General features: G+C 58.1%; 20 protein-coding genes and 3 pseudogenes. 12 read left to right on the top strand and 11 right to left on the bottom strand.

Annotated features, from left to right (window positions below; genetic code table 11):
* Window positions 1-887 (bottom strand): LysR substrate-binding domain-containing protein (locus E1180_RS09810; RefSeq protein WP_155191008.1); only part of this gene is annotated, 887 nt, incomplete at its 3' end.
* A 141-nt stretch (window positions 888-1,028) separates the two neighbouring features.
* Here E1180_RS09810 and E1180_RS09815 point away from each other — a divergent pair.
* Together E1180_RS09815 and E1180_RS22760 are read left to right on the top strand one after the other, a co-directional pair.
* Window positions 1,029-2,102, top strand: a complete 1,074-nt coding sequence (locus E1180_RS09815; protein ID WP_155191116.1) for a tartrate dehydrogenase — start codon at window positions 1,029-1,031, stop codon at window positions 2,100-2,102.
* Between the two features lie 20 nt (window positions 2,103-2,122).
* Window positions 2,123-2,224, top strand: a pseudogene (locus E1180_RS22760) (sugar phosphate isomerase/epimerase); the annotation flags it as partial.
* 527 nt (window positions 2,225-2,751) lie between these two features.
* On the opposite strand, the gene E1180_RS09820 reads toward E1180_RS22760, so the two are convergent.
* Window positions 2,752-3,681, bottom strand: coding sequence for a response regulator transcription factor (locus E1180_RS09820; protein WP_208997052.1), 930 nt, complete (start codon window positions 3,679-3,681; stop codon window positions 2,752-2,754).
* The gene (locus E1180_RS09825) at window positions 3,668-7,081 is read right to left on the bottom strand and encodes a hybrid sensor histidine kinase/response regulator (RefSeq protein ID WP_155191010.1); all 3,414 of its coding nucleotides are present in this window, start codon (window positions 7,079-7,081) and stop codon (window positions 3,668-3,670) included. The genes E1180_RS09820 and E1180_RS09825 overlap by 14 nt, the downstream gene beginning before the upstream one ends.
* Window positions 7,082-7,528: 447 nt before the next feature.
* On the opposite strand from E1180_RS09825, the gene urtA reads away from it, so the two are divergent.
* The 7 genes and pseudogenes from urtA (at window position 7,529) to E1180_RS09860 (ending at window position 14,255) form a co-directional block, all read left to right on the top strand.
* Entirely contained in the window at window positions 7,529-8,782 is a 1,254-nt protein-coding gene (urtA, locus tag E1180_RS09830) for an urea ABC transporter substrate-binding protein (protein WP_155191011.1), read from the top strand.
* A gap of 164 nt (window positions 8,783-8,946) precedes the next feature.
* Complete coding sequence (gene urtB / locus E1180_RS09835) at window positions 8,947-9,873, top strand: urea ABC transporter permease subunit UrtB (protein ID WP_155191012.1); 927 nt, start codon at window positions 8,947-8,949, stop codon at window positions 9,871-9,873.
* A 10-nt stretch (window positions 9,874-9,883) separates the two neighbouring features.
* Window positions 9,884-11,047, top strand: a complete 1,164-nt coding sequence (gene urtC / locus E1180_RS09840; protein ID WP_155191013.1) for an urea ABC transporter permease subunit UrtC — start codon at window positions 9,884-9,886, stop codon at window positions 11,045-11,047.
* A 9-nt stretch (window positions 11,048-11,056) separates the two neighbouring features.
* A complete protein-coding gene (urtD, locus tag E1180_RS09845) occupies window positions 11,057-11,812 on the top strand; it encodes an urea ABC transporter ATP-binding protein UrtD (protein ID WP_155191014.1) in 756 nt (251 codons plus the stop codon).
* Window positions 11,813-11,821: 9 nt separating this feature from the next.
* Complete coding sequence (gene urtE / locus E1180_RS09850) at window positions 11,822-12,511, top strand: urea ABC transporter ATP-binding subunit UrtE (RefSeq protein ID WP_155191015.1); 690 nt, start codon at window positions 11,822-11,824, stop codon at window positions 12,509-12,511.
* 55 nt (window positions 12,512-12,566) lie between these two features.
* Window positions 12,567-13,797 (top strand): annotated as a pseudogene (gene fmdA, locus E1180_RS09855) (formamidase).
* Window positions 13,798-13,880: 83 nt separating this feature from the next.
* A complete protein-coding gene (locus tag E1180_RS09860; protein WP_155191016.1) occupies window positions 13,881-14,255 on the top strand; it encodes an FmdB family zinc ribbon protein in 375 nt (124 codons plus the stop codon).
* Here E1180_RS09860 and E1180_RS09865 read toward each other — a convergent pair.
* From E1180_RS09865 to E1180_RS09895, 7 genes are all read right to left on the bottom strand, one after another.
* Window positions 14,245-15,696: an FGGY-family carbohydrate kinase gene (locus E1180_RS09865; protein WP_155191017.1), complete on the bottom strand. Its 1,452-nt coding sequence runs from the start codon at window positions 15,694-15,696 to the stop codon at window positions 14,245-14,247. The two genes, E1180_RS09860 and E1180_RS09865, sit on opposite strands and share 11 nt — an antisense overlap.
* A gap of 6 nt (window positions 15,697-15,702) precedes the next feature.
* On the bottom strand, window positions 15,703-16,017 hold the full coding sequence (rhaM, locus tag E1180_RS09870) for an L-rhamnose mutarotase (protein ID WP_155191018.1): 315 nt from the start codon (window positions 16,015-16,017) through the stop codon (window positions 15,703-15,705).
* A gap of 4 nt (window positions 16,018-16,021) precedes the next feature.
* Complete coding sequence (locus tag E1180_RS09875; RefSeq protein WP_155191019.1) at window positions 16,022-17,038, bottom strand: ABC transporter permease; 1,017 nt, start codon at window positions 17,036-17,038, stop codon at window positions 16,022-16,024.
* A complete protein-coding gene (locus tag E1180_RS09880) occupies window positions 17,035-18,018 on the bottom strand; it encodes an ABC transporter permease (protein ID WP_155191020.1) in 984 nt (327 codons plus the stop codon). The genes E1180_RS09875 and E1180_RS09880 overlap by 4 nt, the downstream gene beginning before the upstream one ends.
* Complete coding sequence (locus E1180_RS09885) at window positions 18,015-19,568, bottom strand: sugar ABC transporter ATP-binding protein (protein ID WP_155191021.1); 1,554 nt, start codon at window positions 19,566-19,568, stop codon at window positions 18,015-18,017. Before E1180_RS09885 ends, E1180_RS09880 begins: the two co-directional genes overlap by 4 nt.
* Window positions 19,569-19,667: 99 nt before the next feature.
* A complete protein-coding gene (gene rhaS, locus E1180_RS09890; RefSeq protein ID WP_155191022.1) occupies window positions 19,668-20,660 on the bottom strand; it encodes a rhamnose ABC transporter substrate-binding protein in 993 nt (330 codons plus the stop codon).
* Window positions 20,661-20,713: 53 nt separating this feature from the next.
* Window positions 20,714-21,520 (bottom strand): DeoR/GlpR family DNA-binding transcription regulator, encoded by an 807-nt coding sequence (locus E1180_RS09895; RefSeq protein WP_155191023.1) that lies wholly within the window; start codon window positions 21,518-21,520, stop codon window positions 20,714-20,716.
* 184 nt (window positions 21,521-21,704) lie between these two features.
* On the opposite strand from E1180_RS09895, the gene E1180_RS09900 reads away from it, so the two are divergent.
* The 3 genes from E1180_RS09900 to E1180_RS09915 all read left to right on the top strand — a co-directional run bounded on the left by E1180_RS09900 (window position 21,705) and on the right by E1180_RS09915 (window position 25,755).
* The gene (locus E1180_RS09900; protein ID WP_155191024.1) at window positions 21,705-23,807 is read left to right on the top strand and encodes a bifunctional rhamnulose-1-phosphate aldolase/short-chain dehydrogenase; all 2,103 of its coding nucleotides are present in this window, start codon (window positions 21,705-21,707) and stop codon (window positions 23,805-23,807) included.
* 8 nt (window positions 23,808-23,815) lie between these two features.
* Window positions 23,816-25,054 carry an L-rhamnose isomerase gene (locus E1180_RS09905; RefSeq protein WP_155191025.1) on the top strand — a complete coding sequence of 413 codons (1,239 nt, stop codon included), beginning with the start codon at window positions 23,816-23,818 and terminating at the stop codon, window positions 25,052-25,054.
* A gap of 251 nt (window positions 25,055-25,305) precedes the next feature.
* Complete coding sequence (locus E1180_RS09915; protein ID WP_283404630.1) at window positions 25,306-25,755, top strand: GntR family transcriptional regulator; 450 nt, start codon at window positions 25,306-25,308, stop codon at window positions 25,753-25,755.
* Window positions 25,756-25,819: 64 nt separating this feature from the next.
* Here E1180_RS09915 and E1180_RS22430 read toward each other — a convergent pair.
* Window positions 25,820-26,081, bottom strand: a pseudogene (locus E1180_RS22430) (integrase); the annotation flags it as partial.

A 26,081-nucleotide genomic window follows, 5' to 3' on the forward strand; every position in this document is an offset into this window, starting at 1 on the left:
TGCTGATCGATCGTCTGCAGAAAAGCGTCTCGAGACGCATCCCGCGTGTCACGGACCCAGGCAACTGACAGGGCCAGCCTGTTCTTCGCCGGGCCAGTCGGCAAATCCAGCGACACGAATGTCACGCCGCCAACGGCAAGCCTTGAAATCCACCTTGGCACAATAGCGATCCCGACACCCGTACTTACAAGATTGACGATGGTTTGTTTTTCCTCGGCAATCTGAGCGACACGAGCCGGCAATCCTGCCTCAAGGAACAGCTTCATCGTCAAATCGTGGCTGTGCGGCCGCGACCCCTTGTCTGGAACGATAAGAGGTTCGTCCGCCATATCCTCGACAGCTATCCGATCCTTTTTTGCGAGCGGGTGCGTGTTGGGAACTGCAACCACCGCTGTTTCGAAGAACAGGGATCTCAGAACAAGGCGCGGATCAAGAACCTCAGGCGGCCGGACGATAGCAACGTCAAGCCGTCCCGTCAGGAGGCGGGGCAACAAGCGGATCGTTTTCTGCTCGAGTAACTCAATGTCTATCTCCGGATGCATATCCCTGAAAAGCGGGATCAGTTGAGGTACAAGTCCAACCGCCGCACTATCGATCGCTCCGATACGCAGAACTGAAGCCTTGTCCCTCTGGTGTTCCCGAAACGTTGCTTCAATCTGCTCTGCGCGGCTCACAATATCGCGCGCATCTTCAAGCAGATCGCTCCCGGCCGCCGTCAGCGCGACACTGCGGGTCGTACGCGTCAGCAGCCGACTGCCGAGACTGTCCTCCAGCATCTTGATCTGCCGCCCCAGTGATGCGGGAAGGATGTCGAGTTTCTGAGCAGCACGGCCAAAATGCAGCGTGTCTGCAACCGTGATGAAACACTTCAGTTGGCGGAGTTCCATGAGCCTCTACGATTATATCAATATTTTATATGATCAGACCAACATTGCCGTATTGTTCGAAGATTGCAAGTGTCTCAGCAACTCGTCGGCAGCCATGGGAAGACATGCGCTGCTGCCAGCCCGAACAAGACGGAATTCGCAATGCGCAGCTATCAGATTGCAGCCATCCCGGCAGATGGCATTGGCCCGGAAGTGATCGAAGCGGGATCGGAAGTCCTGGCTGCACTCGGTCAGCGCTCCGGAGATGTCAGCTTCGACCTGACCTTTTTCGACTGGGGATCGGACCGGTACAGGAAACACGGTGAGATGATGCCCGCCGATGGTCTGGAACAGCTCAAACCCTTCGACGCGATCTATTTCGGCGCCGTTGGCGCACCGGATGTCCCCGACCACATCACGTTGTGGGGTCTCAGATTGCCGATCTGCCAGGGGTTCGACCAGTATGCCAATGTTCGGCCGACAAAAATCATCCCGGGCGTCACTTCACCTTTGCGCAATGTCGGGGTTGGCGACCTGGACTGGGTGATTGTTCGGGAAAACTCAGAAGGTGAATATTCGGGCAATGGTGGACGCACCCACCGTGGCTTGCCGGAGGAAGTCGGCACCGAAGTGGCGATCTTCACCCGTGTCGGCATCGCCCGGATCATGCGTTACGCCTTCAAGCTGGCACAATCGCGGCCGCGCAAGCTGCTCACGGTCGTGACGAAGTCGAACGCCCAACGGCACGGCATGGTTCTGTGGGACGAAATCGCGACCGAGGTGGCGCACGAGTTTCCGGACGTCACCTGGGACAAGATGCTCGTTGATGCCATGACCGTTCGTATGGTCAAGAACTCGCAGAGCCTCGACACAATCGTCGCCACGAACCTGCATGCAGACATTCTTTCCGACCTCGCAGGTGCTCTTGCCGGAAGCCTTGGTGTTGCGCCGACGGCCAACATAGACCCGGAGCGGCGTTTTCCGTCCATGTTCGAACCCATTCACGGATCGGCCTTCGACATAACCGGCAAGGGCATCGCCAATCCCGTTGCAACATTCTGGACTGCCTCGCAGATGCTCGATCATCTGGGCGAGCTGGAATCAAGCCGACGGCTGATGACCGCGGTCGAACGGGTCTGCGATGCAGGTATCCTGACGCCAGATGTCGGCGGCAAGGCGACGACGCGGGAAGTGACCGATGCCGTAATCCAGGCAATCCATGGGTCGAACAGCTGAACAGAATTGAGCCGAAAGCAGACGTGCTGCTTAACTCTTTGGAAGGACTGGAGAAATCCGCAACCCTTCTAAAAGTGGTGATTCCGGTAGCACCTTCCGATTTCAAGCCACAGGATATCTGAATTATGGCTCAGCCTTTTCAGCTTGCCGTCTGTGCCAAAATGCTTGCCCGCACAGTCGAATGCTATTTCTTTCAATAACGTCCAGTGAGATATCATTCCCAAGTAGTAGAAATGTTCGGTTGGCTATGAGCTTTTTGGTGAAACACGGGCGGCATTGATCGACGGCACACTCTCATTGGTCATCTCGCACCCGATGCGAACGTTTGCCCGGAGAAGCCTCGAAACCTTGATCAAGACCAAGAAAACTGGTCCTGACGCGGGCCCACAGCGCGTGATGATCGGGTTCGAGATCTACTCCCCTGAGAGCCTTTAATTGTTTCGCGCGTCCCGAAGGTCGGGGTGTGAGATCATTGCCGAGACAAGCGTTGAGGTGTCGACTTGTCCAAGTGTTCCAGCGCAGGTCTGAAAACTTCATGTCGGCTCGTTTGTGAAGCAGCTGTCCGTTTCATTCCATCTCTGGCTGAAATCCAGCTTAATCAAGACTATGTACCGCACAGACCACCAGTACCGGCGAAACCCAAGCCGCTTCAGCCTTCCAGAATTTTCTTAAGAGACACCACTGCCGCCGAGGTTCGATTTTCGACGCCGAGCTTGCCGAAGATCCGGTCCAGGTGCTTGTTCACGGTGCGGGGGCTCATATCCAGGATCGCGGCAATCTCCTTGTTGGACTTACCATTGGCGATCCACATCAGAACTTCAGCTTCCCGTTCTGTGAGGTCAAATGCCTTTCTCAGAATATGGGTCGGGCCGCCGCCGACCACTTCAGCCACGCGTAGCAGATGTTCACTTGAACTGATTTGCCCGGCGTAACTGAACCTAAGCGACAGCCCTCCCGTTGTCGCAACGACATCGCTGTCGGAAAGTGCACTCTTTCCGGTTTCCAGCAAGTGGCTGCGCAGCCACTCAATCGCTTCCGAAGGCAATTGTTCAACGGCCTCCGGGCCAATCCCATCCGTGCCGTCCAGCAGCGCCAAGGCTTGCGGCGTTGCCCAGCAGACCCTTCCGGACAGATCAACCGAGATCAGGAAACGGCCCGACGCGTCCAGGGCGACATGGGCGCTGTGGCTGTTGCGCGCATTCGAGATATGGACCCGAAGCCTTGCAATGAGTTCCTCCGGGTCGACCGGTTTGGTCACATAGTCAACACCGCCGGATTCCAGACCTCGAACGATATGTTCGGTCTGGCTCAAACCTGTCATGAAAAGCACCGGAACGTCCCGCAAGGCTTCAACCTGTTTGATCTGCTTGGCTGTTTCAAACCCGTCCAGTTCGGGCATGACGGCGTCCATCAGAATGGCCCCTGGCGTAATCCGGCTGGCAATATCAAGCGCCTTGCGGCCATCCTGGGCGACCAGGACGGTGTATCCCGCTTCCTCAAGCGCGTCAGTGAGCATGCCCAGAGAGGCGGGCGCGTCATCGACCACCAGAACCGTTTCGCTCGGGCTAGGAGCGTTCATGATCATGTCCGAGCCCTTCCAGTATCTTGTCATATTGGGTGAGATCAAATTCGCGGATCAGGCGGCGCAGATGCCCGACAAATTCCGCGGCATTCGGTTCGTGTTCTTCAATGTCATCAAGTTTCGCACGGATCCCGCGGACATAGCCAAGACGGCTCAATTGCCGGAGCATCTCCAGGCTTTCGACGGAGGGCAGCCCCTCCTGCCTGAACACGGGCCTTGCAGGCACGGCTGGAAACTGCAGTCTCGTTTTTTCCTTTGCGGCGGCCGTGCGCCAAACCAGTTTCAACCCTTGCTGAAGCTTGTCCTGAAGGTCCTTCAGACGTACCGGCTTGACCAGATAATCGTCATGGTAGATCCGGTGCAGGGGGTCGCGTCCACTGTCATCGGCATTGGCCGATATCATGATGATCACAGCTTCGCTCTGCCCGTTTTCTCGAAGCGTTCTGGCAAGGTCCCAACCACTCATGCCCGGCATGCTGATGTCCAGCAGAAAGGCGTTCGGTTTTTCTGCCGAAACCGCCTCAAGACACGCACGGCCACTTGGAGCCGTCAGGACCTTGAAACCGAGTGGTGCGAGAAAATCCCGGATCAGGGAACGCTGCGCGGGATCATCGTCCACGACCATCACGGTCTGGATCGCCCCCTCATACCCGTCCACATGCGTCTCCACCGGCCTGGTCTCACTGGGTGCATCTGCTGCACTCAGGAGAATGCGCACCTTGAATGTGCTGCCCTTGCCCTTTTCGCTGGTGACCTGAATGTCGCCGCCCATGATCTCGCTGAGAAGCTTCGTGATGGTCAGCCCAAGGCCGGTGCCAGGAACGTTCGCGTGGCCTTCGTCGTCGACGCGTTCGAAGGGATTGAAGATACGGCTCAGATTTTCTGGTGCGATACCGATGCCGGTGTCCACGATCGAGAATTCCGCAACCTGGCTGTGATAACTGACAACGAGGCTCACGCTGCCCCGGTCCGTCCATTTTATGGCATTTGACAACAGGTTGATCAGGACCTGTCGCAAGCGTTTTTCATCACCGAAAACAAATAGCGGCAGATTTTCAGCAGGAAGAAAGGAGAAGGTCAGCGCCTTTGCATCGGTCTGCAGGCGGAACATGTCGACAATCTGGTTCAGGAATTCGTGCAGATTGAACCGTTCGCGATAAATGGTCAGGTGCCCGGCTTCGATCTTGGATATATCCAAAAGGCCTTCGATCAGACCGGCCAGATGATCTGCGGAATGCTGAATGACCTTGACCGCATCCCGCCGGTGGGCGGGAATAGTTGGATCCTTGCGCAGAAGTTGGGCGTAGCCGGCAATCGCGTTCAACGGCGACCGCAATTCGTGGCTGATACCGACCACGTAGCGGCTCTTGGCCTGGTTCGCTGCCTCAGCTGCTTCCTTGGCCTTTTCCAGCTTTGCATCGGTTCGTTTGTGAGCCCTGATTTCCTTCATCAGCAAGCCGGTCTGCCGCCGCGTTTCCTCGTTGGCGAACTTTCGGCTCTCGTGAACCAGCACGAACAGCCAGGCCATCACGCCGGAAATCAGCAACAGAATGAAAAAGACCTGTGTCAGGGCGCGGGCGACAGCCTCCGAGCCGGCCGTATCCCACAACGTTCCGGCCTCCACATAGACAAGATACAAAATGCCACCGAGCGCCAGGGTCGTTAGCAGCATGACCCCGAGATAGATCCCGACCCTCGACCCAAGCCAGCCGGCAGTCCGATTGGGCAGCATCGCGTGCAGCATTGACGAGATCTGATCTCCCCACCGCGCCTGATCCTTGCAATCGTCCTCGCATCGCGCATCCAGGGAACAGCAAAGCGAGCAGATCGGCCCGGTGTAGACCGGACAATGGGTCATATCCTCGTGTTCGAATGTGTGTTCACAGATGCAACAGGTGATGTTGAGCTTTTTCTCACCGCTTTCGGTGCGAAGGTCGACCGGGTCGCGGGCAATGTAGAAGCGGCCACCCGTCAGATAGGCGATCAGGGGAGCCAGGACGATGGCCGTGAAAAGCGCGATGTAGCTGGCAAGCGCATGTGCTGTCTCGCCGAAGACACCGGCATAGGCCAGAAATGCGACCAGACTGGCCACCGTCATGGACCCAAGTCCGACCGGGTTGATGTCATAAAGATGTGCACGCTTGAATTCGATATAGGGCGGGCTCAGCCCGAGGGGCTTGTTGATAACAAGATCCGCGAAGAGCGCCCCGATCCAGGCCACGGCGACGATCGAATAGAGCCCGAGCGTTCGCTCCAGTGCCTTGTAAACACCGAGCTCCATCAAGGTCAGCGCAATGACCACGTTGAAGACCAACCAGACCACGCGACCGGGATGGCTATGGGTCAGGCGCGAGAAGAAATTCGACCAGGCAATGGAGCCGGCATAGGAGTTGGTCACGTTGATCTTGATCTGGCAGACAATGACGAAAATGCCTGTGAGCGCGATGGCAACTTCCGGAGTTGCGACCTTGCCGAATGCGACCAGATACATATGGGTCGGCTCAATGGCTTTCTCAGGCTCCAGGCCGCTCTGCAGCGCGACGACCACGAGAAAGGACCCCATCAGCAACTTGAAGATACCGACCACGATCCAGCCTGGTCCGGCCGCCAGAAGGGCAAGCCACCAACTTCCCCGCCGCCCCTGCCGCTGACGCGGCAGGAACCGCAGAAAGTCGACCTGTTCGCCAATCTGAGCGATCAGCGAAAACAGGACTGCGCTGGCTGCACCGAACAGCAACAGATCAAATTGCCCGCCCTCAGCTCCAAGACGGCCGGTAAAGCTCTGCCAGTCCGACACGGGCGCAACTCCCTGCCAGGCAAGAAAGACGAAGGGCAGGAGCTGCAGAACGATCCAGAGGGGCTGCGTATAAACCTGCAATCGGCTGATCAGGGTGATCCCGTAAATCACCATGGGGATCACAATCAGCGAACAGATCAGATAACCGATGTTCAGTGGCACGCCCAGGAACAGCTCCAGAGCCGTCGCCATGATGGCTGCTTCCAGAGCAAAGAAGATGAATGTGAAGCTGGCATAGATCAGCGACGTGACCGTCGAACCGATGTAACCAAACCCGGCACCGCGGGTCAGAAGATCGATATCGACCCCGTATTTCACGGCGTAATAAGAAATCGGCAAGCCGGTAACAAAGATCAGCAAGCCGACAAAGAGGATCGCGGGCACAGCATTCGAAAAACCATAGTTGTAGGTAATGGCTGCGCCGATCGCTTCGAGCGCCAGAAACGAAATCGCACCGAGCGCCGTATTCGCCACCCATATGGGTGACCAGCGCCGGGCACTTTTCGCGGTGAAGCGCAGCGCATAGTCTTCAAGGGTCTGATTGGCGACCCACTGGTTATATGTTCGGCGCGAGCGCACAACCCGCTGATAACCTGCCATGTACCCCCGCCCGTGGTTTTCGTTGAAGCTCGCCGCCCAGTTTTTGTGCGTCGCACGCAAGCCAGAAAAGCAGTTCGCTCACTTGAGGCGCAAACGCCGCATTGAGTGAGAGAAAATTCACTTCCCCTTAAACCCGCGAAGCAATTTCCGTGCCTTTTCCAATCATTCTAGGTAGTCATTTCGAATTACCATTCCTTTCTTTCTTTGGTTGACTTTGAAGACAAAATGAAAATCAAAAGTAACCGAAATTGAATCAGAACTTCCTTCAACTTGACTTCGAAACAACCAATCAAATACTTCTGCATATTTTTCAATCTTTGGGAATCAGTCAATTGACCCACAGCAACTGACGCATTGCGGCAGCGCACAAAATCCGACGAGCCTTGGACCATGCGGAGGCGCTTTTGGGTGCCCTGCTTCACCCTCGAACCAGATAGGGGTCCAAGAATGCGACGCGTAAAAGACATAGTTCAAAGCCGGATGTCCCGCCGGTCCCTCCTCGCCGGGACGGCAGCCACCGCGATCCTCATGGCAGCGGGCACCGTTAGCCCGAGTTTCGCAGACGAGGTGAACACGACAGGCCTTGCAGTGACCGACGACACGGTTCAAGTCGGTATCCTGCATTCGGTAACCGGAACCATGGCGATCTCCGAGACCGGATCGGTACAGGCGGAAAAGCTGGCCATCGAGCAAATCAACGCCATGGGTGGCGTGCTCGGTCGAAAAATCGAATACATCCAGGAAGATGGCGCTTCCGACTGGCCAACTTTCGCTGAGAAGGCCAAGAAGCTGCTCGTGAACGACAAGGTCGCTGCCGTCTTTGGCTGCTGGACCTCCGCATCGCGCAAGGCGGTGTTACCCGTCTTCGAACAGTATAACGGCATGCTCTATTACCCGACCTTTTATGAGGGCCTGGAGCAGTCACCCAACGTGATCTATACGGGACAGGAAGCCACCCAGCAGATCATTGCCGGGATCGACTGGGTCGCCAAAGAAAAGGGCGCCAAGAGCTTCTATCTGCTTGGCTCCGACTATATCTGGCCGCGCACGTCCAACAAGATTGCCCGCAAGCACATTGAAAAGCTGGGCCACAAGGTGGTTGGCGAAGAATATTATCCGCTCGGCCATACCCAGTTCAATTCGGTGATCAACAAGATCAAGCTCAAGAAGCCCGACGTCATCTACGCCATCGTCGTGGGCGGGTCCAATGTTGCATTCTACAAGCAGCTCAAGGCTGCCGGCATCGACATGACCAAGGAAAAGCCGTTGCTGCTCACGATCTCCGTGACCGAAGATGAAATTCGCGGCATCGGTGGTGAAAACATCGAAGGCGCTTACGCCGCAATGAAATACTTCCAGTCTCTCGACAACGAGAACAACAAGGAATTCGTCTCGGCCTTCAAGGAAATGTGGGGCGAGGACATCGTGATCGGCGACGTGACCCAGGCCGCCTATCTCGGCCCTTGGCTGTGGAAGGCCGCTGTTGAAAAGGCAGGGAGCTTCGACATCGACAAGGTTCGCCTGGCTTCTCCCGGGATCGAGCTGACGACGGCTCCCGAAGGCTACGTGCGTGTGCATGAAAATCATCACCTGTGGTCCAAGACCCGCATTGGTCTGGCCAAGACCGACGGCCAGTACGAGCTTGTCTATGAAACCGCTGACCTGATGGAACCGGACCCCTTCCCGGAAGGCTACCAGTAAGCCCGGCAAGACCTTTCCCCCAGGGAGGAAAACGCCCGTGACCTGACGGGCACACGACCCGGCGCTGCGTGAATGCAGCTCACGCAGCGCCCCCTCAGAGATTTTCATTCCCAATTCGAAAGGGGTCGCCACCGGCGTCACCCACGAGCCTGGAGACGCGCGCAATGTTCGCCGACTACACATGGACAGAACTCGGGTCCATTTTTGCCATGCAGGGTTTTGCCGGTCTGATCCTGTTTTCCGTTTTCGTTCTGATGGCCTTGGGGCTTGCGATCATCTTCGGCCAGATGGGCGTGATCAACATGGCGCACGGCGAATTCATGATCCTCGGCGCTTACGTCACCTATCTGTGCTCCAATCTGGTCGAGGCTTATGCGCCGTCGCTTTTCGGCGTCTACTTCTTCTTTGCCATGGCGCTTGCCTTCCTGGCCGCCGGGGCACTCGGAGCCCTCGTCGAGTGGTCACTGATACGCCACCTCTACAAGCGCCCGCTTGATACACTCCTGGCAACCTGGGGCCTGAGCCTGATCCTTCAACAGGCCTATCGCTCGATTTTCGGCGCAAGAGAGGTCGGCGTTTCGCTGCCCAACTGGTTGCTCGGCTCCGTGCCTTTGACAGACATCATCGAAATCCCGATCAACGGCATTTTCGTGATGGTGCTGACCTTCGTGATCGCCATCGGCGTCTATTTCATTCTCTTTCGGTCCCGGATGGGCATGCAGACCCGCGCCGTCGTGCAAAACCGTGTCATGGCCGGTGCCGTCGGCATCAACACGGAAAAGGTCGATCGGCACACATTTGCATTGGGGTGCGGTATTGCCGGGATTGCAGGCAGCGCCTTTACCATGATCGGGTCCACAGGACCGACGGCGGGCCAGCTCTATATCGTCGACACGTTCCTGATCGTCGTCTTTGGCGGCGCAGCCAGCCTCATTGGCACCATCGCCTCTTCCTTCGCCATCAGTCAGGCCCAGTCGACCATGGAATTCTTCCTGTCCGGCTCCATGGCAAAGGTCCTCACGCTCCTGACGGTTGTCGGCATCCTGATGCTGCGTCCGGAAGGCCTGTTCTCCCTCAAAATCCGTCGCTGAGGAGGCCTCGATGACCAGCTTGAAATCCTTCATGTCACGGCAGGAGCTTCTGGGCCTGCTTGTCATTGCCGCAGTCCTGTTCGTTGTCATGCCCCTCGCCATGGACATTTTCCGGCTCAACCTGTTCGGCAAGTACCTGACCTATGCCTTCGTTGCGATCGGTCTGGTTCTTTGCTGGGGCAAAGGCGGCATTCTGAGCCTTGGACAAGGCGTGTTTTTCGGCCTCGGCGGTTATTGCATGGCCATGTATCTGAAGCTGGAGGCCTCCACACCGGAGGCAACCGCCATCCAGTCAACCCCGGGCATTCCGGATTTCATGGACTGGAACCAGATCACGGCCCTTCCCTGGTTCTGGGAGCCGTTCAACAGCCTGACGTTCACGCTGCTTGCCATCATCGTCGTGCCCGCGGTTTTCGCCTTTATCATCGGCGCTGCCATGTTCAAGCGACGGGTCGGGGGCGTCTATTTCGCGATCATCACCCAGGCGATCGCCGCGATCCTGACCATCCTGATCATCGGCCAGCAGGGCTATACGGGTGGCGTCAACGGCATCACCGATCTCAGAACCCTCAAGGGCTGGGACATCCGCACCGACGAAGCCAAGTATATTCTCTACTACGTCAACGGAGCGCTTCTGATCGGCGTCCTCGTGTTGTGCCAGATCGTGTTGAAGAGCAAACTCGGCCGTCTGCTTGTCGCTGTGCGCGACCAGGAAGACCGCGTCCGGTTTTCGGGCTACGACGTCTCGAACATCAAGATTTTCGTATTCTGCTTCGCGGCGGTCCTGTCGGCAATCGGCGGGGCAATGTTCACCTTGCAGGTCGGCTTCATGTCGCCCTCCTTTGTCGGCATCGTCCCGTCCATCGAAATGGTGATCTTCTGTGCCGTGGGCGGGCGGCTGTCAATCTTCGGCGCTGTCTACGGAACGCTTCTGGTCAACTGGGCCAAGACCACCTTTTCCGAGACCTTCCCAGAACTCTGGCTGTTCGGCCTGGGTGCTCTGTTCATTGCCGTCGTTCTGGTGTTCCCGAACGGTCTTTCAGGCCTCTACCAGAGCTATCTCGCTCCTCTTGTCGACCGTTTCATGGGCGGCAAAGGGCGTGGAAGCGATCCTGACACATCTCCCCCCGCTGCAGATCTGACTGCTGCCCCTTCCGCCAAACCGGCCGAATAGGAGGGCCCGATGAACACACTCAGCAACAACACCGACTTTCTGCTTTCCATCGAGAACCTCACCGTTTCCTTTGACGGCTTCAAGGCGGTCAACGACCTGAACCTTTATGTCGACGAGAACGAGATCCACGTCATCATCGGACCAAACGGAGCCGGAAAGACAACGGTTCTCGACCTGATCTGCGGCCGCACGAAAGCAACCGACGGGTCGATCAAGTTCCGCAACAAGGAACTGACAGCGCTGCGCGAGCACGAGATCGTGCGCGAAGGGGTCGGGCGCAAGTTCCAGAACCCGTCGATCTACGAGGATCTGACCGTTTTTGAGAACCTGGAACTTTCCTTTCCCCGTGGCCGCAGCGTTTGGGGAGCGCTGACGTTCCAGCGCGATGCCGAGGTCGAGACACGTGTCCGGGAGATCGCCGAAATGGTTTTTCTCGACGCGCTCCTCGACAAGCAGGCAGCTCTCCTCAGCCACGGTCAAAAACAGTGGCTGGAGATCGGGATGCTTTTGATACAGGACCCGGAACTCCTGATGCTTGATGAGCCGGTTGCCGGCATGAGCGTCTCGGAACGCAAGCAGACCGCGAAACTCCTGAACGAGATCACCAAGGGCCGTTCGGTGATGGTTGTCGAGCACGACATGAAATTCGTCGAGGACATCGCCCACCGCGTCACTGTTCTGCACCAGGGCAAGATCCTCTCCGAGGGCTCGATGGCTACGGTGCAGGCGGACCCGAAGGTCATCGATGTCTATCTCGGCCACTAGGAGGCTCTCATGCTGAACGTCGCGCATTACCACGTTGCCTATGGCCAGAGCGAAGTGCTTCACGGCCTCGATTTCACCGTCGCCCCAGGCGAGATCACCGCCATCATGGGCCGCAACGGCATGGGCAAGACAACGCTTATGAAATCCCTGATGGGAATTGTTCCGACCAGTGACGGCGCCGCTGCGGTGGACGGCATCGATATCACGTCGATGAAGAGCTACGACCGCGTGGCAAACGGCATCGCCTACGTGCCGCAGGGCCGGATGATCTTTCCGACCATGACGGTCCAGGAGAACATCGAGACCGGTCTTTCCATCAGCGGCCGGAGCAAGGTTCCCGACGACATCTATGAGCTGTTTCCCGTGCTGCTCGACATGAAGGGCCGGCGCGGCGGCAATCTGTCGGGCGGCCAGCAACAGCAGCTCGCCATTGCCCGCGCGCTTGCGACCAATCCCAAGGTCCTGCTTCTCGACGAACCGACAGAGGGCATCCAGCCCTCGATCATCCGTGAGATGGCCCGTGTGCTGCGGCGCATCCGCGACGAAAAAGACCTTTCGATCGTTGTTTCGGAACAGGTCCTGTCCTTCGCCCTCGATGTCGCAGACCGCGTTCTCGTTCTTGAGAACGGCCGTCTTGTTCACGACGAACCGAGGGCCAGCGTCGACGAGGAGAAGGTCGCCGCGTTCCTGTCCGTCTGATCCGAAACGAAACCCGGGCGCATCTGCACAGCGCCAACCTCAGAGGAGACCTCCCATGGCAGACACATTGATCTCGGTGGATTTGAGCGAATCCCCACACACCAACGAAAAGGTGCACAATCGCTGGCACCCCGACATCCCCATGGCCGTCTGGGTGGAACCTGGAGACGACTTCAGGATCGAAACCTACGACTGGACCGGAGGCCAGATCAAGAATGACGACGATGCGGCAGATGTCCGCGACGTCGAACTGGAGCAGGTACACTACCTCTCCGGTCCGATCGGTGTGAAAGGTGCCGAGCCAGGCGATCTGCTTGTCGTCGACATTCTCGACATCGGTGCCAAGGAGGAAATGCTCTGGGGCTTCAACGGCTTCTTCTCCAAGCAGAACGGCGGCGGCTTTCTGACGGAGCATTTTCCCGAGGCGCAGAAATCGATCTGGGACATTGAGGGCATGTTTACCCGCTCGCGCCATGTACCGGGTGTCAACTATGCCGGGCTCATTCACCCTGGCCTGATCGGCTGTCTGCCGGACCGTTCGATGCTGGACATGTGGAACACACGCGAAAAGGCACTGTTTGATACAGACCCCGACCGCATCCCGACACTCGCAGCACTCCCCAACACCCAGTCCGCCCATATGGGGCGGCTCAAGGGCGAGGCCAAGGAAGCCGCCGCCGCAGAGGCGGCAAGGACCGTCCCACCTCGCGAACATGGCGGCAACTGCGACATCAAGGATTTGTCGCGCGGCTCGAAGATCTACTTCCCTGTCTATGTCGATGGTGCCGGCCTCTCCATGGGCGATCTTCACTTCAGCCAGGGCGACGGCGAAATCACTTTCTGCGGCGCCATCGAAATGGCCGGCTGGCTGCATATTCGTGTCAGCCTGATCAAGGAAGGCGTCTCCAAATACGGGATCAAGAACCCGATTTTCAAACCGTCCCCGATCACGCCGAAATACGACGATTATCTTATCTTTGAAGGCATTTCGGTCGATGAGGCGGGCACACAGCACTATCTCGACGTTCACATCGCCTATCGCATGGCATGTCTGAACGCGATCGAATACATGAAAAAGTTCGGTTATACCGGCGCTCAGGCCTACGCCATTCTGGGAACAGCCCCCGTTCAAGGGCACATATCCGGCGTCGTGGACATTCCTAACGCCTGCGCGACGCTCTTGGCTGCCAACGGACATCTTTGAATTCGACATGATGCCCGGTTCGGAAGGACCGTTGAAGTATCTCGACGGATCGATCGACGTCCCGCTTGCACCGGATCTTTGACCATCTTCGCAAAAATCCAGACCGGAGCAAGTCGCCAGATTTGCTCCAGACCTTCATCCAATCAAACGGTTCAGGACCGCCTCATGCCCGTTTACGACTATCTTTGCGCAACCTGCGGGCCAATCTCCGCCCGCCGTCCAATGTCAGAGCACGATGCTCCGATCACCTGTCCCGCCTGCAAGGCCGAGGCCCCCCGTGCCATCCTTCGGGCTCCCAATATGTCGGGGCTTTCCCCGAGCGACAGGCAGGCGCATCAACGAAATGAAACCTCGCGTCACCAGCCGAAATTCTCGACGAAGTCTGAACGTGAAGATGCCGGCCGGGAATCGCGCAAGCGTCATCCGGTTGGATGTTCCTGTTGCTCCGGTTCAAGCGGAAACTTTCGTTCGAGCGCCGTTTACAAGGCCGACGGCAGCAAGACGTTCCCGTCAAAACGGCCCTGGATGATCAGTCACTGACACCAGGTGCACCACGATAAAGCTGCGCGGATAAGGCCGTGCCCTCCGAGAACGGGACGCTTGCAACCTGCGCTCGCCAGGTGGAGGCATACGCGCCGGCACGCGGGTCGATTTCGGTCTGGCGTATCGGGCTTGCCTGCTTGGGTGCAGAAGGGTCGGCTCTTCCCGCGACAAGAAGTGCCGCGCCGATGCTGGTGCCGGTTGCGGATGTGTTCGAGGTGTCGACCGGCCGCCCGGTGGCCGCCTCCAGCATGGCGAGAAACTGCAGGTTCTGGCTGAAAGGGCCTTCGACAATTGTAGGGCCGTCCGCACCGATCATCGCAAGGCATTCTGCACTCATCAGCGCAAGATAAAAGGACAGGGCAGCAAAGCGCTCGCCCGGTGTCAGCGTTGTCTCTTCCGCGTTCCAGCGGGCGTTCTTGCCCGGGAACGGTCCGGATTTGGGTTCAACAGCCGGAAAAAGCATGATCTGCCGTTCAAGGACGGCGGCGGCTTCCGGCTCCGTGCAGCCGGCGGGTCTGTCTCCCATCACCAGGTCGAATTCCCGCCCCCCCATGAAGCGGGCCGAGGGGACCGGATCACCAAAGGCATTGACGTTGATCAGCGTGTCCCGGGCCGGATCAAGCGGCATGTCCCTGCCCCCGATGGCAAGCGCAATGACCCAGGTTCCTGTTGAAAGCACCGTGAAGGGAGCCCTTCGCTCCAGAAGATGCGGCAGCAGCGACGCGTTGGAATCGTGAATGCCGCAGGCAACGGCCGTTTGCGGCGGCAGCCCGGTCGCCTCGGCAATTCCAGGCAACAGCGGTCCGGCACACTCGACCGCTTTCCTGACCGGCGCCATCTTCTCCTGGAGACCGAGGTTTGTGACGAGTGACGAAAAGTCTTCCTGCCGCGGGTTCCACAGATCCGTGTGGCAGCCAAGCGAGGTCACCTCGTTGGCCAGAACGCCTGTCAGGCGAAAGGTCCAGTATTGCGGATAAGTCAGAACCGTCGCGACGCGCCTTTCAAGTTCCGGATCGGACCTGAACTGCCAGAACAACTGGGCACCGACATTCAATCCGACAGGCAGCCTTGGGGAGCCGGTCTCGGCAAAATCCGGTCGGATGCCGTCATAGGCTGCGGCAAGGTCATCCGGCCCGCCAAATTCATAGTCCAGCACCGGAGTGGCCAGGTTGCCTGTCTCGTCTAAAAGGACCAGGCTGGCACCGTGCGCGGTAACCGAGATAGCGTCTACGCCATGGTCTGCATTCAGACTGGCGAGCGCTTCACACAAGAACTGCCAGTGCCCCTCTATGTCGTAATGGGGATAGGGTGGACCGGCAACCACGGCGTTTGAGCGTTTGAGAACACCGATTTCCCTGCGTCCCACCAGATCTACTACAGCGACCTTCACGTTGGTCTTGCCGATATCGATTACGCCGACATGCCGGGGTGCGCTCATCTGACGTCAAGCCATGTGAAAGACGGTTTCAAGCTCTGTCACAACAGGCTTGTTGTCGGGCTCGGCGGCCATGATGTCGGCCATGTGGGCCCACCATTTCTGCATCACTGGATGCCCAGGCAGATCCTCCATGGCGTGCCCGTCCTCCCGCCACAACACACCGAAGAGAATGTCCGTCTCCCGGTCCAGATGGATCGAGTAGTCTCTGATACCGGCCTCCTTGAGCAGGGTCACCAGCTCGGGCCAGATCTCGTCGTGGCGTTTCCGGTATTCGGCTTCCATGCCCGGATTGAGCTGCATCTTGAAGGCGATTTTTTCCATGGATTCAGACTTTCCGCTTTGCCAGGACCTGCCGGACGATCCGAGGCAGCGCGATCACTCCAATCAGAAGAAGACCGATGAAGATCGACATCACGATGCCCGGTACGTTCAAAAGCCCAAACCCGAAGGTAACCATGCCCATCACGAAGGCTGCGATCACCACACCTGGAATGGAGCCGGATCCTCCCAGGATACTCACGCCTCCGAGCACCACCATCGTGACCACTTCCAGCTCCCAGCCGAAGGCGATCGACGGCCGTGTCGCACCAAGCCGCGAGGTCAGGCAAATCGCGGCGACGCCGGACATCAGGCCGGTCAGCAAAAAGAGGGCGAATTTGACCCGCGCCACGCGGATACCGGAAAAGAGGGCACCAACCGGATTGTTGCCGATGACATAAACAGCCCTGCCGAAATTCGTCTGGTGCAGGATCACGGCGAAAAGAAGGGCAAGGAAAGCGAACAGCACGAACTCGAAAGAGATCACCCACCAGACATAACCTTGACCGAAAAAGGCGAAGTCGGACGGGTAGCCCGTATAGGCCTTGTCGCCAAGAACGATATAGGAAATGCCCCGGAAGAGGCTCATAGTTCCGATGGTGACCACAATGGACGGCAGGCCGAAACCGGTCACCAGCAGGCCGTTGAAGGCACCGCAGGCCAAACCGACACCGAGACCGACCAGGATCAGCATCGGTGTGTCGGCGCCTAACTGAACCGCAAAACCCATGGCGGTCGAGGTGAGTGCGATGATCGAAGCGACCGAGAGATCAATCTCACCCGAAATGATCAAGAGCGCCATGGCAAAGGCGATCATCGCCTTCTCGGTGAAATTGAAGGTCGCGTCGGACAGGTTCCACGGATCGAGGAAGTAAGGCGAAGCGAAGCTGTTCAGGACAAACACCCCGGCAGCGACCACCAGAAGAAGCAACTCCCAACTTCCCAGGAAACGCTGCAATGGGGACTTCAAACGGTCGGGCAATTGCCGCCCGGTCGGGCCGGTCTCAGCTGCGGTCGTGCTCATGTCGCGTGCTCCGCCTTTTTCAGGATCACCCTGCCTTTGGCCCGGCTGGAAGTGGCGTTGAAAGCGACCGCGATGATGATGGCGCTGCCGGAAATTGCGAGCTGCCAGAAGGGGGAAATGTTGATCACAGGCAAGGCGTTCTTGACAATGCCGAGGAACAGGGCGCCAAGCAGCGCTCCTGCAACCGACCCGATGCCGCCGGCAATGGAGATGCCGCCGATTACGCACGCTGCGACCACTTCCAGTTCGAACCCGCCGGCGATATCAACATAGGCGACGGCATAGCGCGCCACCCAGAGATATCCAGTCAACCCTGCCAGTGCCCCTGAAATCACGTAGGCGGCGCACTGGGTCTGACCAACATTGATGCCTGTGTAAACAGCAGCGTGCGGATTGCCACCCACGGCAAAGAACGCTCGTCCGAGCGGTGTGCGGCCGATCAGGACCACGAAGCCCAGCACCACCAGGACCGCGATCCAGGAGAGCACCGGCAGACCGAGCGCGACTTCGCGCGGGAAGGCCTTGAAGGCATCACTCATCTCGTGCGCATTGATCCACTCCCCACCGGAAATCACGAAGATGATACCTCGGTAGATGGTCATGGTTCCAAGTGTCACCACGATCGGAGGAATGTCCAGCCGCCAGACAAGCAGGCCGTTCACCAAGCCCATAAGGGCGCCGAGGCTGATGGCGACGGCCAGTATGACAGGTACCGGAAGGCCAGGCATGAGCGTGTTCAGCATGGCCACCACCATGCCGGTCAGGGCCAGGTTGGCCGCAACAGACAGGTCGATGCATCGGGTCAGGATCACCACCATCTGCCCGAGCGCCAGGATGATCAGCGGTGCCGTGTCATTGAAGACATTTGCAAGATTTCCAGGAGCCACAAAGGCTGGAAACCGCGAGGCAATGGCAGCAACCAGAACAAGGATCGCTCCGGCCAGGATCGCCTCTCGGGATTTCAAGGCGGACGGGATCATGACCGGACCTCCGCGATTCCGGCCGCTGCGCGTACCAGGTGTTCAGGTGTCAGGTCCTCACCTTCGAATTCGGCGGCAATGCGCCCTTCGCGCATGACGATCACCCGGTCGGACATTCCTAGAATTTCCGGAATTTCGGAGGACACCATAATGACCGCCAGTCCCTCCGCGGCAAGTTCCGCCATGAATTCATGAACGGCTGCCTTCGAACCGATGTCGATGCCTTTGGTGGGTTCGTCCAGAATGATCACCCTGGGCTTTGTGGCCAGCCACTTGGCGATCACCACTTTCTGCTGATTGCCGCCGGACAATTTGCCAATGTCCTGATCGAGCGCTGCCGCGCGCAGATCCAGTCTCTGCGTGTAATCGCGCGCAAGTCTGAATTCCCTCGCCAGCCTGAGGAAGCCGTTGTGCGAGGTTTCTTTCAGCGACGGCAAAGAGACATTCTGAAAGATCGGCAGGCCCTTGATCGCGCCCTGCTTGCCGCGGTCTTCGGGCACGTAGACAATGCCGTGGCCGATGGCTTCGTTCGGATTGCGGATCACCGCGACCCGGCCATCGATCCGGATCGCACCCTTGGACGGTTTGGTGACGCCGAACAAGGCCTGCATGAACTCGCTGCGGCCAGCACCAACCAGACCGTAAAATCCAAGAATTTCGCCAGCCTGCAGAGTGAAACCGATATCCTCAAATTCCGTCGGATGCGAATAGCCGACCACTTTCAGGACCTCTTCTCCGCGCTGCGAAACACGTTTTGGGAACACCTGGTCGACCGATCGTCCGACCATCAGCTTGACCAGTTCACGCTCCGATACGTCCGAGATCCGTCCGGCCCCCACCATCTGGCCGTCCCGAAAGACCGTATAACGATCCGCGATCCGAAAAATCTCGTCGAACTTGTGGCTGATGAACAGGATCGCCTTGCCTTCGGCCTTCAGGCGTTCAACCAGTTCGTATGTTTCTTCAATTTCCTTGTGCGACAGGGAAGCGGTCGGTTCGTCCATGATCACGATACGGGCGTCAATGGAGAGCGCCCGGGCAATTGCCACCAGGTGCTTGTTGGCAATACCGAGATCCTTGAGCGTCACGGTCGGGTCGATCCTGGCGCCGATCCGGTCGAGAAGCGCCTGTGCCTTGTCGACCACCGCGCTGCGGTCGATCAGACCGAATCTCGTTTTCGGCGCGTGGCCGATAAAGATGTTTTCCGCGACCGAAAGGTCATCAAAGAGCACCGTTTCCTGATGAATGGCCGTGACCCCAGCCCGGCCGGCATCCTGGGCCGTTGGAAAGGAAACCGGCGTTCCACCGATCGTGATCTCGCCTTCCTCCGGCTGATAGATTCCGGTCAGGACCTTTACAATGGTCGACTTGCCGGCTCCGTTTTCCCCAACAAGCGCCGTCACCTCTCCGGGATAGAGATCCAGCGAAACGCCGCTGAGCGCCTTGACACCCGGAAAGGACTTGGAAATGCCCGCAAGGGACAAGACGGGGGCGGCGCTATCGCCCGATCGCTGATGCACGTCAGCACTGCCCTGCGTGTTCGCAAGCATGACCATATCCCGGAGCCTGGTGTTAAATCTCTGGTGCAAAGGACCCGGTGCGAGAACACCGGGTCCCGGACAGTATTCCGTCAGGTCGCTCGGACCAGCTTAGAAGATGTCCTTGAAGTCGTCGATATTCGAGCTGTCATAAACGAACGGATCAGCCATCGCGCCTTCGTTGCTGTCGTTCAGCGTCAACGTGCCCATGCGGCCCATCGGGATGTCCGCGCCCGGCGCTGCTTCAGCCTTATCAGTGGCCAGGTTATAGGCCAGCATTGTTGCGGAGTAGCCAAGATCGATCGGATTCCAGATCGCAAATGACTTGGAGGCGCCAGACTCGATATGCCCGGCCATCTCGGAGGGCAGTCCCAGACCGGTGACATTGATATGTCCGGCCTTTTCCGCGTCGGACACCGCCTGGGCCGCGGCAACAATGCCGACTGAGGTCGGTGCAATGATGGCCTTCAGATCAGGGTAGGTCTGCATCAGCCCCTGGGCTTCACGGTAGGACTTGTCGGCGAGGTCGTCGCCATACACGGTCGCGACCACGTTGATGCCCGGGTAGTTGCCCTTGACCTTGTTCATCTCCTCGATCCAGGTGTTCTGGTTCGTGGCCGTTGCGGAGGCAGACAGCACAGCGACGTCACCGCCATCCGGCAGATGGTCCGCGGCCAGCTTGATGATCATGTTGCCGATCAGCGGATTCGAGGACGGGTTCAGGTGCAGTTGCCGTCCTTCGGGGGCGACCCCAGAATCCCAGGAGATGACGGTGATGCCGCGGTCCATAGCCTTTTTCAGAGCCGGCACCAGAGCGTCCTGGTCGTTTGCGGAGATGGCGATGGCATCGACTTTCTGCGCGATCAGGGCGTTGATAACCTCGATCTGACCTTCAGCCGTCGTGTCTGTCGGGCCGGTATAGATGATTTCGACATCGCCGAGTTCCTTGGCGGCTTCTTCAGCCCCTTTGGCTGCGGCTTCGAAGAAGCCTATGCCGAGCGCCTTGACCACGAGGGCGATGCGTTTATCGTCGGCTTGGGCCGGACTGGCCACCGAAACGGCGGCGATGGCAGTTGCAGCCAGAAGTGATTTCCAGAGTTTCATTGTTTCCTCCCAAAATGACTGCCAGCCTCCTCCAGGACGCGGCAGGATACTGGCTACCCGCTCGAGGTCGCCTTGCTCTGTGCGGCACTTGCCGGTGCCACGATCAGATTGATATCGGCCTGTTCCAGCATCTTGGCCGCGTTGTCCGGAATTCCGTCATCAGTGATGACGGTCGAGATCCGTTCCAGGGGGCACAGGATCAGGCTCGATCTTGCGTTGAATTTCGAAGAGTCCACCAGAACAACGAGTTCGTCTGCCTGGCCGATCAGTTTCTGCTCTGCCTGGATCAGCAGCGGATCCGCTTCCATCAGGCCAAGAGGCCCAAGGCCCTGTGCCCCCATGAACATCCGCTTGGCATAGAAATTCCGGGTCACATCATTTTCGAACGGACTCAGGATGATGTTCTGTTCGCGATAAATCACACCGCCGGAAAGCATGATCGTGTTCTTGGAATTCTTTAACAGGTGCTCAGCGATCGGGACCGAGTTGGTAAAGACCTGGCAGCGTTTGGTCGCCAGCGGGTGCACCATCTGGAACGTGGTCGTGCCTCCGTTCACGATGATCGCATCACCGTCCTCGCACAGCTCGACGGCCTTTTGCGCAATTGCTCGCTTTTGCGCGATGTTGATCGTTTCATTGACACTGAAGGGCCGGCCCGCCAGACCGACAAATTGCGGCGGATGGATGGACTCGGCTCCACCCCGGACCCGCCGCAGCTTTTTCTGCACGTGAAGCTGGGCAATGTCCCGGCGAATGGTTGCCTCCGAGGAATCCGTCAACGCCACCAGTTCCTGCACCGTCACAACCGGACGGTCCTGGACTGCGGATAGAATGATCCTGTGACGTTCTTTCTCGTGCATCTGGTCCTCCCAACATTCAAACGTTTCCACTGATATCGATCAGTGTCAATCAAAAAATGCCAAAAATGATCATATTGCGCTGCAAAATGATCATTTTTGATTGTTTCTGATTGACTTTCCAAACTGATCAAGCGAGTTTCTAATCAACGAGACGCAAGCTGTCAGGCTGTCATGGGAGGAAAAGATGTTGAATTCCGCTGCCGGATCCCGGTTGGCCGACCTGTGGGATGACCAGAAAGCCTCTGGAATGAACGAGGCGGAGCTGCTGCTCTACCGGTCCAACCTGCTCGGTTCGGACAAACGCATCACCAATTATGGCGGCGGCAACACCTCCGCCAAAGTGATGGAAACGGACCCGCTCACCGGCGAAACCACCGAAGTGCTTTGGGTAAAAGGCTCCGGCGGCGATGTCGGCACCATAAATCTGGATGGCTTCGCCACGCTCTATATGGTCAAGTTGCGCGCGCTGAAGGGGATTTATCGAGGCGTCGACTTCGAAGACGAGATGGTCGGTTACCTGCCTCATTGCACCTTCAACCTCAACCCTCGTGCAGCCTCGATCGACACGCCGCTTCATGCTTATGTTCCCAGGAAGCATGTTGACCATATGCATCCCGACGCGATCATTGCGATCGCAGCAGCCAGCGACAGCAAGGCAATCACACGGGAAATTTTCGGCGAAGACATCGGCTGGCTGCCATGGAAGAGGCCCGGCTACGAACTCGGCCTGTGGCTTGAAAAATTCTGCCTCGAAAACCCTGATGCCCGCGGTGTGGTGCTGGAAAGTCACGGCCTCTTCACATGGGCCGATGACGCCAGGGCCTGCTATGAAACAACACTTGAAATCATCAACAAGGCCATGGCCTGGTTCGAAGAAAAGACAGCGGGAAAGGATGCCTTTGGCGGTTCGGCATGCCGGGCCCTTGCCCCGGCCGATCGACGGGCGGCCGCAGCCCGGTTGATGCCGGCCATTCGCGGCATGGTGTCCTCCAAACAAAACATGGTCGGTCATTTCGACGACAGCGATGCGGTGCTGGAATTCGTCTGCTCCAAAGACATGGCGGCGCTTGCCGCCCTCGGCACCAGCTGTCCGGACCATTTCCTCAGAACCAAGATCCGCCCGCTGGTAGTCGATTTCGATCCGGAAAACCCGAATGTCGATGACACGCTTTCCGGCCTAGGAGCGGCGGTTGAAGCCTACCGGGATGACTACGCCGCCTATTATGCCCGCTGCAGGCATGACGACAGTCCGGCATTGCGCGATCCCAATGCTGTGGTCTACCTCGTGCCCGGCGTCGGCATGATCACCTTTGCCAAGGATAAGGCAACCGCGCGCATTTCAGCCGAGTTCTATACCAACGCCATCAATGTCATGCGCGGCGCGTCCGGCGTGTCCACCTATTGCGGCCTGCCGGAACAGGAAGCCTTCGATATCGAATACTGGCTTCTGGAAGAAGCGAAGCTCCAGCGCATGCCAAAGCCAAAGAGCCTTGCCGGCAAGATTGCACTTGTCACGGGGGGAGCCGGCGGCATCGGGTCTGCAACCGCCGAGCGTTTCCTGCGGGAAGGTGCCTGCGTGGTGCTGGCCGATATCGACGCCGCGGCACTTGCGGCAGCCGCTGACAATCTCGCCAATCGCTATTCTGCAGATGTCGTTCGCTCAGTGACCATGGATGTCACCAGCGAGGATGCCGTCGCCGAAAGTTTCGCTGGTGCGGCACTGGAATTCGGCGGTGTCGACATTCTGGTTTCCAACGCCGGCATTGCCTCGTCCGCACCCATTGAAGAGACCAGCCTTGATCTTTGGAACCGCAACATGTCGATCCTGTCGACAGGCTATTTCCTCGTCTCTCGGGCCGCGTTCCAGGTGATGAAAACGCAAGGCATCGGCGGTTCCATCGTCTTTATCGGCTCCAAGAATGGTCTTGCTGCCTCACCCGGCGCCAGTGCCTATTGCACCGCCAAGGCTTCCGAACTGCACCTTGCCCGCTGCCTGGCACTCGAAGGGGCCTCCGAGGGCATTCGCGTCAATGTGGTCAATCCGGACGCGGTCCTGCGAGGATCGAAGATCTGGTCCGGCGACTGGCTCAAGGAACGGGCGGAAGCCTATGGCAAGGACACCTCGGAACTGGAGGAACATTACCGCCAGCGATCGCTCCTGAAGCGCTCGGTGCTGCCGGAAGATATTGCCGAGGCGAGCTACTTCTTTGCCTCGGAAGCTTCGGCGAAGTCGACCGGCAACATCCTCAATGTTGATGCCGGCAATGTTCAGGCGTTTACGCGGTAAAACATGCAATGACCTACGAGACTGCAAAATCCCGGTTTGCCGAATGGGGTATCGATACGGAAGCCGCTCTTATGCGGCTCGCTCAGGTACCGATCTCGATGCATTGCTGGCAAGGTGACGACGTTGCCGGGTTTGAACAAAGGAGCGGGTCTTCCGGCGGCGGCATCCAGGCGACCGGAAACCATCCCGGCCGTGCAAGAACGCCGGACGAATTGCGGGCGGATCTCGAGTTTGCCTATGCAATGATCCCCGGTCAGCACCGGTTGAACCTCCATGCAATGTACATGGACACCAATGAGACACCGGAGCGGGACGAGATCGAATACCGCCACTTCGTCTCCTGGGTCGACTGGGCAAGAGACCAGGGCCTTGGCCTTGATTTCAATCCGACTTTCTTCGCCCACGCGAAAGCGGACGACAACCTGACGCTGTCGCATCCGGACCCTGGCATTCGGGATTTCTGGATCGAGCATGGCCGGCGGACGCGCGACATCGCTGCAGCAATGGGAACCGCGCTCGGATCGCCCGCAATCAACAATATCTGGGTGCCCGACGGCATGAAGGACCTGCCCATTGACCGGCAGGCCCCGCGCGCAAGGCTCGAGGCTTCGCTGGATGCCATGCTTGCCGAAGAACAGGACCCGGCGACGATGCGCGATGCGGTCGAGAGCAAGCTCTTCGGCATCGGCGTCGAGGCCTACACAGTCGGCAGCCACGAATTCTACCTCGGCTATGCGATCCGCAAAGGCACATTACTTTGCCTCGACATGGGCCATTTCCACCCGACGGAGAATATTGCCGACAAGCTCAGCGCGGTGGCCCTGTCCGTGGGTGAACTTCTCCTTCATGTCTCCCGGCCGATGCGCTGGGACAGCGACCACGTCATCCTGCTCAACGACGACATCCTCGCAATGGGCCAGGCACTGATCAGCGAAGACCTTCTGGGCAGAACGCATATCGGCCTCGACTTCTTTGACGCCACCATCAGCCGGACCGCTGCCTGGGTAATCGGAACGCGCAACATGCAGAAGGCGCTTTTGAGGGCCATGCTCCTCCCGCTCGAACGGCTGAAGGAGGCCGAGGAAACCCTCGACTTCACGGCGCGCCTGATCCTGACTGAAGAGTTGAAGGACCTGCCGTATGGCGCGATCTGGGAAGAATTCTGCAAGCGCGATGACCGCCCGGCCGGTGCTCAGCTGATCGGTGAACTGACCCGCTATCAGACAGGTGTCGCACATCGAGGATAATCCTATCTAGCGCTCCAATCGCGCCGCGCACCGTATTTGGCTGCGGCAATAAAGGCGCTTTCTTTGGTCTTTCAACCCACAAGTTTTGGCTCAGGTCGACACTTGGGAAACATCCCTATCTGGTGAATAGATATCCAGGATGTTCCAATGGCCTGTCGTTGGTGTCGGATTATTGGTCATCGTCACATCCAGAACCGTTGGCCGGTCTCTGGCGATCGCGTTTTTGAGTGTCGAAGCAACCTGGATTCCGCGTGACGTCCGTCTCGAAAAGCGACTTGATTGAAATTGGCGGCCTTCGGGTGCTGCTCGAGTACCATGCTCTCAGGCTGTCGGTGGAAAACGGCGATACCGATTGGGAGGGGAATCTTGTGGCAGCTCATCACAAGCTTCACCTGATGGAGCAAAAGATGTTTCGCGGCGATGAAAGTGAGAAGGAAACCTGGAAACGGTACGACTGGGAATTCCATCTGGCGATGATCGAGGCCTGCAGCAACAAGAACCTGCTGTCGCTGCACTCGATCATGTATGACAGGTACCTGCGCTACCAGATGCTGGTGCTAACCTATCGCGGTGAAGATGCCGTTCGCGAACAAAAGGAAATGTTCGAAGTCGCTCTCGCCAGAGACACCAAAACCGCAACCAAATCCCTGGAACAGCATATCAAAAACGGAGTCGAACATGCGCTTGCGGCCATGGCGTAACCTTCGTTCACCTGCGCCTGCTCTTCTGCCCCTTTCTCGTCTCAAGCTCGAAAGATCAGCGTTTTCACTGCTTGTTGAGCACCCACTTTTCCCAGGCGAGCATCATTTCTCGGCGTTGATCAAGCAGATCCGTGCGATGATAAGCAGCCTCGGTTGCGTTGCGGATCGTGTGCGCTAACGCACGCTCGGCCAAATCCCTTGCGTAGCCGTTTTCCGAAGCCCAATCGCGGAAACTCGACCGAAATCCGTGCGCGGTTGCAATACGCCCCGGCGTGTCGCTGGCAACCTTGTGATCTCGCAGGCATTTGGTCAGCGCCATGTCGCTG

The organism is Roseibium denhamense (assembly GCF_009711415.1).
In the GTDB taxonomy this organism is placed as follows: domain Bacteria; phylum Pseudomonadota; class Alphaproteobacteria; order Rhizobiales; family Stappiaceae; genus Roseibium; species Roseibium denhamense.

Excerpts from the sequence above, each read along its gene's own strand:
- E1180_RS09865 (WP_155191017.1), bottom strand. The coding sequence starts at position 15,696 with ATGAGCGCACCCCGGCATGTCGGCGTAATCGATATCGGCAAGACCAAC.
- E1180_RS09815 (WP_155191116.1), top strand. The coding sequence starts at position 1,029 with ATGCGCAGCTATCAGATTGCAGCCATCCCGGCAGATGGCATTGGCCCG.
- urtA (WP_155191011.1), top strand. The coding sequence starts at position 7,529 with ATGCGACGCGTAAAAGACATAGTTCAAAGCCGGATGTCCCGCCGGTCC.
- E1180_RS09900 (WP_155191024.1), top strand. The coding sequence starts at position 21,705 with ATGTTGAATTCCGCTGCCGGATCCCGGTTGGCCGACCTGTGGGATGAC.
- urtD (WP_155191014.1), top strand. The coding sequence starts at position 11,057 with ATGAACACACTCAGCAACAACACCGACTTTCTGCTTTCCATCGAGAAC.
- E1180_RS09825 (WP_155191010.1), bottom strand. The coding sequence starts at position 7,081 with ATGGCAGGTTATCAGCGGGTTGTGCGCTCGCGCCGAACATATAACCAG.
- urtE (WP_155191015.1), top strand. The coding sequence starts at position 11,822 with ATGCTGAACGTCGCGCATTACCACGTTGCCTATGGCCAGAGCGAAGTG.
- E1180_RS09820 (WP_208997052.1), bottom strand. The coding sequence starts at position 3,681 with ATGAACGCTCCTAGCCCGAGCGAAACGGTTCTGGTGGTCGATGACGCG.
- E1180_RS09875 (WP_155191019.1), bottom strand. The coding sequence starts at position 17,038 with ATGAGCACGACCGCAGCTGAGACCGGCCCGACCGGGCGGCAATTGCCC.
- E1180_RS09895 (WP_155191023.1), bottom strand. The coding sequence starts at position 21,520 with ATGCACGAGAAAGAACGTCACAGGATCATTCTATCCGCAGTCCAGGAC.
- E1180_RS09885 (WP_155191021.1), bottom strand. The coding sequence starts at position 19,568 with ATGCTTGCGAACACGCAGGGCAGTGCTGACGTGCATCAGCGATCGGGC.
- E1180_RS09905 (WP_155191025.1), top strand. The coding sequence starts at position 23,816 with ATGACCTACGAGACTGCAAAATCCCGGTTTGCCGAATGGGGTATCGAT.
- E1180_RS09860 (WP_155191016.1), top strand. The coding sequence starts at position 13,881 with ATGCCCGTTTACGACTATCTTTGCGCAACCTGCGGGCCAATCTCCGCC.
- urtC (WP_155191013.1), top strand. The coding sequence starts at position 9,884 with ATGACCAGCTTGAAATCCTTCATGTCACGGCAGGAGCTTCTGGGCCTG.
- rhaS (WP_155191022.1), bottom strand. The coding sequence starts at position 20,660 with ATGAAACTCTGGAAATCACTTCTGGCTGCAACTGCCATCGCCGCCGTT.
- urtB (WP_155191012.1), top strand. The coding sequence starts at position 8,947 with ATGTTCGCCGACTACACATGGACAGAACTCGGGTCCATTTTTGCCATG.
- E1180_RS09880 (WP_155191020.1), bottom strand. The coding sequence starts at position 18,018 with ATGATCCCGTCCGCCTTGAAATCCCGAGAGGCGATCCTGGCCGGAGCG.
- rhaM (WP_155191018.1), bottom strand. The coding sequence starts at position 16,017 with ATGGAAAAAATCGCCTTCAAGATGCAGCTCAATCCGGGCATGGAAGCC.